The organism is Enterococcus sp. C74, from assembly GCF_040887125.1.
Classification (GTDB): domain Bacteria; phylum Bacillota; class Bacilli; order Lactobacillales; family Enterococcaceae; genus Enterococcus_B; species Enterococcus_B hirae.
In genome coordinates, this window is record NZ_JBFOFA010000004.1 from 42,951 (window position 1) to 54,252 (window position 11,302).

General features: G+C 36.0%; 6 protein-coding genes. 4 read left to right on the forward strand and 2 right to left on the reverse strand.

Annotated features, from left to right (window positions below):
- Positions 1–289: 289 nt before the first annotated feature.
- Positions 290–1,138, forward strand: coding sequence for a bifunctional hydroxymethylpyrimidine kinase/phosphomethylpyrimidine kinase (thiD, locus tag AB3H93_RS06620; RefSeq protein ID WP_368020342.1), 849 nt, complete (start codon positions 290–292; stop codon positions 1,136–1,138).
- Positions 1,139–1,452: 314 nt separating this feature from the next.
- On the opposite strand, the gene cls is transcribed toward thiD, so the two are convergent.
- Positions 1,453–2,904: a cardiolipin synthase gene (gene cls, locus AB3H93_RS06625; RefSeq protein WP_010737327.1), complete on the reverse strand. Its 1,452-nt coding sequence runs from the start codon at positions 2,902–2,904 to the stop codon at positions 1,453–1,455.
- A gap of 358 nt (positions 2,905–3,262) precedes the next feature.
- On the opposite strand from cls, the gene AB3H93_RS06630 reads away from it, so the two are divergent.
- From AB3H93_RS06630 to AB3H93_RS06640, 3 genes are all read left to right on the forward strand, one after another.
- Positions 3,263–5,929 (forward strand): cation-translocating P-type ATPase, encoded by a 2,667-nt coding sequence (locus AB3H93_RS06630; protein ID WP_010719606.1) that lies wholly within the window; start codon positions 3,263–3,265, stop codon positions 5,927–5,929.
- A gap of 384 nt (positions 5,930–6,313) precedes the next feature.
- Positions 6,314–7,042, forward strand: coding sequence for a class I SAM-dependent methyltransferase (locus AB3H93_RS06635; protein ID WP_311817285.1), 729 nt, complete (start codon positions 6,314–6,316; stop codon positions 7,040–7,042).
- Between the two features lie 638 nt (positions 7,043–7,680).
- Entirely contained in the window at positions 7,681–9,906 is a 2,226-nt protein-coding gene (locus tag AB3H93_RS06640; RefSeq protein WP_368020343.1) for a putative mucin/carbohydrate-binding domain-containing protein, read from the forward strand.
- A 207-nt stretch (positions 9,907–10,113) separates the two neighbouring features.
- Here AB3H93_RS06640 and AB3H93_RS06645 read toward each other — a convergent pair whose 3' ends face one another.
- Positions 10,114–11,265, reverse strand: a complete 1,152-nt coding sequence (locus AB3H93_RS06645; RefSeq protein WP_010719603.1) for a hydroxymethylglutaryl-CoA synthase — start codon at positions 11,263–11,265, stop codon at positions 10,114–10,116.
- Between the last annotated feature and the right edge of the window lie 37 nt (positions 11,266–11,302).

Below are 11,302 nucleotides of genomic sequence, written 5' to 3' on the forward strand. Positions count from 1 at the left end.
AGAAGCAAATAAAAAAGTAAGCCGAAGAAGCTGAGCATCATCTCTTTTATGTCAGTATTCTTCGGTTTTTTTTATGCTGTATTTTGCTTATTTCATCTTTTTAACTAATTAGTAAGTGATTAGTTAAAAAGATCACTATTCTTAAGGAGATATCTTGAATATTACTAATTTGACAAAAGCTGCAATAAACAATTGTCCATCCACTACGATTTGATTCCTTAAAGTAAGAAGTGGTATAGTTGTGTAGAATAGGGAATGAGTTGGAAAAATAAAAAAGGGAATGAAGTGTATGAACGACCAATATGTACAAGTCATGACGATCGCGGGATCAGACAGTGATGGAAGTGCAGGAATGCAAGCAGATATGCATACTTTCTTTACCCGTGGCGTCTATGGTGTATCAGTTATGACGGCTTGTGTGGCAGGAAATTCTTATGGGATCGGAGCAAGTGTGACCTTACCAAGTGCGTTCATTGATAAAGAATTTTCTTTGATCGCTGAAGACTACCAAATAAGAGCGGCTAAAACAGGTATGCTAGCTGATGCAGAATTGATTGAAACAGTAGTTAAAAATTATCAACAGTATAACTTCGGTTCTTTAGTGGTCGACCCGGTAATCGTAACGAAGCATGGAAATCTATTATTAGAAGAAGCTGCTTTAAGTAGTCTGAAAGAAAAACTAGTACCGTTAGCGACTGTCTTGACGCCGAATTTCTATGAAGCAGAGAAGTTAACTGGACGAAACTTAACGACAGATGAAGATTATGTTCAGGCCGCTGTTGACTTACAGGCAATGGGTGCCAAAAATGTGATGATCAAAGGATTTCATACGAAAGAAAGTAATCAAGAAGAAGTAAGAGATTATGTGTTGCTGGAATCTGGACGATCATTTTGGTTAAGTGCAGTCTTTTATCCGACAGATCGAATCAACGGTACAGGAGACACATTGTCGGCTTGCATCGCTGCAGAATTAGCGAAGGGAAAATCAGTAGAAGAAGCAATCCGAACGGCAAAAGACTATGTCAATATTGCAATTGGTGAAGAAATCATTGTCGGTCACAAGTATGGACCCATCAATCACTGGGCAGCAGAAAAACAACTGTCAGCGAAAAATTGTTCTTTAAAGAAGAATGAATAGTTACTTAAAGGAATCGTTTGTTACTATTTAAGAAGACATAAGTAGACAATGTAAATACCTGGCTAAAGTAACCGATAAAGGCAGTGGGATCATTTATTGATGATTACTCCACTGTCTTTCATTTGTTTTATTCATAGCCTACTCTCAGTTGTCTATGTTGAGGTTGTTTAATCATAATAGAGAACGATATGTTTTTAATAGTAAAAATGAAAATGGGACTGAAAAAATCAATTCTGATTCTTCAGTCCCATAAATTATAGAGCCTTTTTTGTGGATCAAGCAAAAAACTCATTTTAAATTTGAATGTTTATGATTTATAAGATAGGTGAAAACAAACGAGAAATTTGTTGTTTGAATAACAACCAGCCAGACATTTCTTTGACTGTTTCCGTGGTCATCGGTGTACATTGTTTTTCATCTTGTAAAAATTGATCTGCTAACTGGGTTAAAAAGGCTGGATCATAAATGACAGCACTGGTTTCGAAGTTCAACCGATAACTTCGAACATCTTGATTGGCAGAGCCGACCATACAAATTTCATCATCCATGATCAATGTTTTCGCATGTAAAAAACCATTCTCATAAACCAAGATTTGAACGTTTTCTTTGATCAATTGACGTGCATAATATTGGGTTGCTCGGTAAATAAACGGATGATCAGGTTTATTAGGAATCATGATCTTGACTTCTACGCCAGAAGAAGCGGCAATTTTTAAGGCAGCGATCACACTTTCATCTGGAACCAGGTAAGGTGTTTGAATCCATACCCGTTTTTTAGCAGCTGTGATCAATTTAATAAAGGATAATTTAATTTGTTCACGTTCGTTGTTAGGACCGCTTGATACTAGTTGAATCGAAGTATTTTCATGCTTGTCGTCTTTCCCAAGTTCTTTTTGAAAAAAGTAATCAAGATGATAGGCAACCTTCTTTTGTTCGGGTACTGAAACATTCCAATCCGTTAGAAAACGTAGCTGTAATAACGAAGCAGCAGCGCCATAGATTCGAATATGAGTATCACGCCAATAACCAAATTTTTTGGTTGGATTGACATATTGATTGGCGATGTTAAAGCCACCGGTATAGCCGATTTTACCATCGATCACGACGATTTTACGATGATCGTGATAATTCAATCGGAATCTAAGTAACGCTCTTTGTGACGTGACGAATGTGTGGACATGACCACCATTTTGGATCAAACGATTAAAGTCTTTTGGTTTAGTACCGTGTGAGCCAAACGCATCATATAATAAGCGAACTTCAACCCCTTCAGCAGCTTTTTCTTCAAGTAATGTCAAGATTTGTTGTCCGATGTTGTCCGTGACGAATGCATAATATTCGATATGAATCGAATGCTTTGCTTGCCGAATATCACTTAATAAAGAAGTTAATTTTTGTTGACCATCTGTTAATAAAGTGACGGAATTACGTCGGGTTAATGGCATACGATTTAAAGAAGAGAAGAAGTCAACGAATTGTTGATGCTCTTCATTATCCATGACGGGATCATAGTGATCGATCGTATCTCCTTTGAAATCTTGAAAATTTTCTAGTTCTTTCAAGTCGCTTTGTCTCAAATAAAATTTTTTCTTATCAGTCAATCCGCGACCGAAGAAGAGATATAGGATAAATCCAAGACCTGGAAGAGCAAATAGTACGAGCAACCACGCCCAGATTGCAGCTACGTCACGAGGTTTGATTAAAATAGTTACTAAAGCAATTAGTGCATTGATGAAATAAAGGATCGTGAGAATAGTGATAACCAAAATAGCTTCCTCCTTATTTAGAATAACAAACAGTATTATATCATGAGAATCCTTAGAATCCTAAATTTGAAGTTGCAGAGATTATAAAGTGATTTGAAAAAATAAAGAACCAAAAGGCAAAGTGGTTGCAATTTTCTATTCATTCATGTAGGATAAGAATATAGTTATATAGTTGAATATCTCCTTAGGGGAGTAACCGACAACGTTTGTTGTGATAATATCAACAGTAAGTTAACCATTTGGTTTTCTGGTATTGTATGAAATGGTGAGACCTAAGACAAATCCGCATTTGTCTTAGGTCTCTTTTTTTTCAGTCAGAAAACTTTTTGGTAACGAAAAACAAAATGGGGGATGGAATTTGGAAAACAAAGAACAGGCTCAGCAAGTTGTCTATAAAGAACCAATTGACTCGCTGATGCAAAAAACACAGAGCTCAATCGATGGTTTGAGTACATCACAAGCAAAAGAAAAGTTAGAAAGAGACGGATTGAATCAGTTAAAAGAAGCACCTAAGAAGCCAACGTGGAAATTGTTTTTAGAAACTTTTAAAGATGCAATGGTTATTGTCTTGTTGATTGTCGCTTTGATTCAAATGGTCATGGGAGATTATATTGAATTTTTCGTTATTTTTGCCGTATTGATGTTGAACTCCGTGATTAGTGTGATCCAAACGAAGAAAGCAGAAGGTTCTTTAGAGGCATTGAAAAATCTTTCTGCACCTGATGCACGTGTGATTCGTGATGGAAAAGAAAAAACGATCCCTGCGAATGAACTGGTTGTAGGAGATATCGTTTTATTGGAAGCAGGAGATTATGTCCCTGCCGATGGTCGGTTGTTAGAAGCTGGATCATTGAAAGTGGATGAAGGGATGCTAACTGGTGAATCGACAGCATCGGAAAAAGAAGTAACTGATATTAGTCAGACAGTGCCGATTGGTGATCGTATCAACATGGTATTTAGTGGAACAATCATTACTTATGGTCGTGGGAAATTCTTAGTTACCGCTACTGGAAATAACACAGAAATCGGTGAGGTGGCAGGGTTACTTGAATCAACAACTGAACAAGTAACACCACTACAGCGTGGATTAGATAAATTTAGTAAGAAGTTAAGTTTAGCGATTTTAGCTTTATCGTTAGTTATTTTAGGTATCCAATTGTTCCGAATCTATCTTGGCGGCGGCACAGGTGATTTAACTGCTGATATCGTTAGTGCAGTAATGTTTGCAGTCGCTGTTGCGGTTGCTGCCATCCCAGAAGCATTACAATCAATCGTAACGATCGTTTTATCCTTGGGAACCAATAAAATGGCGAAACGACATGCTATTATCCGAAAATTACCAGCAGTGGAAACACTGGGTTCGACTAGTATTATTTGTACAGATAAAACTGGGACATTGACCCAAAATAAGATGACGGTAGTTGATTATTATCTAGCGAATGGTTCGACTGGAGATTTTACCGATGATCCAAAAAAATGGACAGACGATGAAAGACGCTTGATTGAAATCAGTGTATTAGCCAATGATGCTTCCATCAGTGAAGATGGTACGAAACTTGGAGATCCGACAGAGGTAGCGTTTATTGATTTTAGTGAAAAATTGAATCAACCGTATCAAGAAATCCGTAACAACTATCCAAGAAAAGCTGAATTACCATTTGATTCTGACCGAAAATTAATGTCGACTGCTCATAATATTGATCAGGGACACTATCTTTTTGTTAAAGGTGGACCAGATATCGTGTTTGCTCGCAGTAAAAAGGTCTTGCTAAATGGTGAAGTTGTACCAATGACAGAGGAATTGATGAAACAATTCAAAGAACAAAATGAAGCTTTCTCAAACAAGGCATTGCGTGTTTTAGCCTTTGCTTATCGCCCAATTGAAAGTCCAGAGTTGTCATTTGAAGATGAAAATGACTTGATTCTAGTTGGATTACTTGCCATGATCGATCCTCCAAGAGCAGAAGTCACACAAGCAGTTAAAGAAGCTCGAAGCGCTGGAATTAAAACAATTATGATCACTGGAGACCACAAAACGACTGCTGTTGCGATCGCGAAAGAAATTGGGATCTTTGCAGAAGGAGATCAAGCACTTACAGGGACAGAGTTAGATGAATTGACCGAAGATCAATTAAACGAAGTCTTGGAAAAAGTGACTGTATACGCACGTGTATCTCCTGAAAACAAGATCCGAATCGTACGTGCATGGCAAACAAAAGGACACATTTCTGCGATGACAGGCGATGGTGTTAATGATGCTCCGGCCCTGAAACAAGCGGATATCGGTATTGCCATGGGTACGGGTACGGATGTATCGAAAGATGCGGCAGCGATGGTCTTGACCGATGATAACTTTGCTTCAATCGTTAGTGCCGTAGAAGTAGGACGTAATGTTTTTGATAATATCAAAAAGGCGATTGCCTATTTATTCTCTGGAAACTTAGGTGCGATCATTGCGATTGTCTTCGCTTTAGTTGCTGATTGGTCCAATCCATTTACAGCATTACAATTATTGTTTATCAACTTAGTCAACGACTCATTACCAGCGATTGCTTTAGGAACAGAAAAAGCCGAACCAGCTACAATGAAACGTCCACCAAGAGATCCAAATTCAGGAATCTTTACCGATAAAACATTGATCTCGGTTACTTATCGAGGCGTATTAATCGGTATCGCAGTCATTTTTGCGCAATGGTTAGGGATGCAACATTCACCAGAATTTGGCGTAGCAATGTCGTTTTCTACATTGATCTGGTGTCGAACATTACAAACATTCCCTGCGCGTTCTAACACACAAACAGCGATCCAAGCAGGTTTCTTCGCAAATCGAAGCGTATTGTTAGCTGTTGTAGTATGTAGTGCATTGTATTGCTTGACGATGATCCCAGGCTTGAAAGAAGTCTTTTCAATTCCAGCAGCATTTGGTTTGACAGAAGTCTTTACGTCAATCGGGATTGCCTTAGTAACGATCATTTTAATGGAAATCACAAAACTGATCCTTGTACACGTACAAAAAGAGAAATAAAAAGGAATACCTGGGATAATTTTTTGATGTGCTATTCAAAAGTTAATAGCAGAGTATTTGACCAACTGGCTGGTATGGCTTCGGGATTCAACCGAATGTATACCAGCCAGTTTTTTGTTCGATGACAGCTTTATTCTTTACTTGATGATAGCTGTCTAATATACATAGTGAAGAACTATATCGGCAATTTAAAAATTTGGCTCTGATGAGATAGAAAGAAAGGAAAACACATGTGAATCATGTATAATGAAAGGATAGAAATTTTAAAAATAATTATTTCGATAAGCCTAAGAGCAGGTTGGTTTTGGTTATGAATTAGTCAGTGTATTATTTATTCCGAAAAGTGAAAATGCGATATAAAAATAGAGAAATAGAGGAATGAAAATGAACGAAGAAGAATGGGACGCCTTTGCAAGCGATTACTACATGAATCAAAAAGAATCAGACAAAACAATTGTCCGAGATGTCATTGAGTATCTAAAAAAAGAAGCTGCATTACCAACTGAGAAAATAGTGGATGTAGCAGGTGGCGCTGGACGCTATCTAGCGATGTCAAAAGAAGCAACTACATATGAATTGATAGATTTTTCGGATGAAATGTTGAAGTTTGCTACTGAAGAAGCAGCTAGATTGGGGAGGGAAAACATTCATCTAACGAAACAGACTTTTTCTGAATTTCTGGAAAATGGAAAAACGTATGATTTTATTTTCTCTGCTTCTAATCCGGCTTTAGACGATTCCGTAAAGTTAAGTAGAATGTTAACAAAGATGAAAAAATATTGTGTCATCCTAAGAGTTGTCTCTTCTAAAGAAGATCTGTTTACATCGTTGGAAAAAAAATTAGGAATTTTCGAAGAAGATGCTGTGACTTCACCAGTAATAATGGATCAATTGGAAACTTATTTAAAAGATGAAGAATGGTCCTATAAAAGAAAAGAATTTACGTATACGTTTAAAGAAGAAATTACGGAAGATTTTATGAGAGCTTATTACCAAGAATATCTAGAAGAAACAATTTTTAAAGAGTATATTCAAAAATATTTTGACCCAAAAGAAAAAATTATTAGTACAACGATGTTGACCTATCGGCTACTACTAATCAAGAAGGAGTGACCCAAAATGGGCATGACTAGTTTTGTTTACTCTAAGAATATAGAGAAAAACGATTTATCTCTTAGGACGGATTGACGAGGAATGACTTTTTGAACACCGTTTATCCGTCTTTAGAGATATGATGAGAAGAGACTGAGACAAGTTGTGATATGCTCCCTCTATACAGGACTTTTATATTTCAGTGTCCTATATAGGGGGAGCATATCAGATCGGCTCAGTCTTTTTTTGTTGTGGCTAATGGAGTAATCGAAAATTAACGTAAAAGAAAAAACACTTATATTTGCTTGTGTCTTAACAATTCACTCTAAGAAATCGCCCTAAAACTATTTTTTGACTGTTGGTTATCTTTCTAAAATAATAAACGGAGAAAAATGAGTTGTCAGATATATTGACCTTATGTTTTCTTAACTGTTCTAAATCATTTTTATTATTTTATAAAATAACAAATCATTGAAATGTTTGCTTTGGAAAATTATAGCTTGCATCTTAATTATTTCTTTAAAAAAATAGTTTAATTGATGTGAAAGTATAAATTTTATTGTGGTTGTTGACTATTTTATTTATACTTAAATGTATACGATTGCTTTGTTTGATTAAATGGCAATTTGTATAAAATTACATAACAGGAGGTTTTTTGTTTGAAAAAGATTTTTTTGATAGGGTTATCAGTGTTATTTTTTGGTTGTTTGTTTTCTACGAATGTTCAGGCGCAAGAGGTAATTAAAAAAGAGATTTTTAGTATTCCTGAACCAACTTGGATCTTCAATGCAGGGATGAATAAAGGAAAAAATCATGATCGCCAGGATTTAGGATTTATCTTGCCAGAAAATGTTGAATTGAGGATTAGACAAACAAATAAACAATTCAAAAATAAATTAAGATTGAGATTGTTAGGTAATGCCTCAAGTATCGAAAAAAGTATCTTAGTTGATTCAGAATGGGTAAGTATAAGTGCAGATAATCCTTTAGTTCCGTTTATTGATACGCCATATGGAGAAGAAGCTGCTCACATTGAATATGAAATCGTCACTTCTGAACGTATTAAACCATTACCAGTTTATAATTATCATGGAGATGATACTATGTTTCTTTCAATGTGGGACAAGTTCGATGCTGAATATGCTTTGATTAAAGGACCAGATTTTCAATTACTTGTTCCTAAAAATGATAAAGAAAAAGTAAGAAACTTGAAAGATTACCGTTCCTTAGATGAATTGATCGAACACTACATCGAATTGTTTGGTTATTATAATCAAATCGCTGGTTTTGATAACTCGTCTAAAGAAAATCAAAATGGAGTGAATCGCTTTTTCTTGAAAGCAGATAAAAACGGAGGTGTCGGTGCTTATTATTCTTCAGAATGGGCAGCAAATAGCTATAGCACAGTCGAGTGCTGGTTAACTGAAGACAGTTGGAAAGTGTTGCATGAAATTGCACATGGCTATCAAGCTGGCTTCGATAACATAGGGATGTATACAGGAGAAGTCTCGAATAACTTATTTGGTGTGCAGTATCAATATCTTATCTATGGAAAAGAAGCAGATGAAAAAGGTTGGCTATTTAATTATGGTAAAAAAGAAGAGGTAGAAAACGCACTATACGAAAAGCTAATCAATCAGAATGGAACTTATGCTGATGCTGATCTGCGCGAAAAATTAATTTTATTAACAATGTTAAAACAAAAAGCAAATGATGATTCGTTTACAAAGATGTATCAGGAATATCGTAAAATAGCTAATCAACCAGATTTTAATCGCAACGATTACCCATTACCTGATTTAATGAATCGTATCTATAGTGAAAATAGTCAACTAGATTTTTCAGGTGTTTTAGAGAAATGGGGATTGACGCTTGATCAAGTACAAGTTCAAAAAAATCGTGAGCATGGTTATCCGGCAGTCGCTTCTTTAGCTGATGTCGTACCAGAAAGTGAGTTGGCACGTGCGCGTGAATTAGTCGACCCATCTTATTTGATCAATTCTAATTTTGAGATGGTACAAAACAAGGAGATTGATGCGCTAAATCTAAAAGGTGATCTTACGATTGAATTAAGTTTGAGAGATTTAAACCTATTAAAAGGTACCAAAATAACTTTAAAAGATGGAGCGAAAGAAATAGCTACTCAAGAAATCACTGGAGGAGTAGTCACTTTTAAAAACATTCCTAATGGCATCTATTGTGCAGAATTCTCTGGAAATCAAATGATGTATTTCATCCCACAGAATAGTTATGTTTACGTGAAAGAAGCAACAAATCATGCGGTTATTACGTTGGACGAAGTAAAAGATAGCCAAGTCATTGATTTTCATGGAGTGAATGACAGGAAGTTTGGCTCATTTACATTTAGAACAAACAAGAACAGTGATACTCAAGAAGCAATTGTTTCAGTTACGCATTCGAGACCTCATTATCGTTATGAGAATGAAACTTATGTAAAAGTAATGGTCAAAAGTAGTACAGGAGAACTGAAATACGAAAAAACGATCGAAGGCATAGAGTCTGTTACTGGTGAAGAAAATGTATCATTGAAAATAGGTGATATCGTTGAAATTTATCATGCAGAACCTAAAAACCGCTTCATTTCTTCTGAAGGGATCGTTGATACTACGCAATCGACCAATCGTTGGGTAGTAACCCAATTTGGATTAGAAAACCTAGCTTTGAAAAATGATGCCAAAGAGGATCTCAAAAAAAGAATTACGTCATTAGCCACTCAACTTTGGGATAAAGAGTTAGTCAATCCGGTTCCAAGTGACCGATCACCTGAAAAAAAATTGTTATGGGTGATGATTGATCAAACATCATTAAGAGAAAAATCAGAATATCAAACTTTATATTATATACTATTCAAAAAATGGTTCTAAACATTAAGAAGCATCATATAGTTTATGTAATAGGATAGAAAATCAAATAGCGACTTACAGTTATTTATTGTCACAACAATGTTGACAAAAGTAATTGCAAGCCGCTATTTTTTGTTTTACTGCTTTTTGTAGCTATATGTCAAAAGTTGCTTTTTTGCAAACATTTTTGATTACCTATTAAATCAATCGGGCAGTTATCTCATATGGTTACTTGTAGTAACGAATATCATTTTCAACTTTATAGATTGAAAATGGTACATCGGAAGAATATTCGGCTGTTTCCCCATGTTCAGGTAATTTTTCCTTGAAGATTGTTTCATATTGATCGACTGTGACAGCTTCTCTACCTTCTAACATTTCTTGATGTAGTTCAGTCAATAGGAAATCTTGATAGCCGTCTTGTAAGTAACCTGTGAAAAATTCACTGACAGCACCCGAACCATAGCTGAATAAGCCAATTCGATCACCTGATTTTAACACTTGTGAGTTTTCTAAAAGAGAAATCAATCCTAGATAAAGAGAACCAGTATAAAGGTTACCAATTCGCCGACTATAACGAATACTTTCTTCATAGCGAGTCAATAAGCGATTTTGTGTTTCTTCATCTGTCTGATCCAAGACACTTTGTAAGGCTTTTTTCCCCATTTTTGTGTAAGGAATGTGAAAACTTAGCGCATCATAGTCTTCTAAAGTAAATCCTGTTACCTCTTTATGGCGATTCCAAACTTTTTGAAAAGATTCGATATAAGTGGAGTTGGATAAAGGACCATCAACCACTGGGTATTGCGCATAATCAGGACGCCAAAAATCATAAATATCTTCGGTTAAGAAAGTACTATCGTCTTCGATAGTGATGATTCGTGGATCTTTGGTAACCATCATAGCGACAGCACCCACACCTTGTGTCACTTCTCCACCACTAGCTAGACCATAACGGGCGATGTCACTAGCGATCACTAAAACTTTTCGATCTGGATGATTTTTTACATATTCTTTTGCCATGTGGAGAGCAGCAGTTCCACCATAACAAGCTTCTTTTACTTCAAACGAACGAGCAAAAGGTTGGACTTTCAATAAATGATGGATAATTACAGCACTCGCCTTTGAATGATCGATGCCAGATTCCGTTCCTACGATAACCATATCGATCAGCTCGCGATCTTCATTTGTGACGATCCTAGTAGCTGCATTTGCTCCTAAAGTCACGATATCTTCTGACACTCGGTTGATGGCCATTTGATCTTGGCCAATACCGATATGGTATTTAGCAGGATCATCTCCCCGACGTTCAGCTAACTCTGTCATATCTAAATATAAATTTGGAATAAAAAAGGAAAGACGATCAATCCCTACTTTCATTTCAACACCTCTTTACTCATGATAAAAAAACTTACTT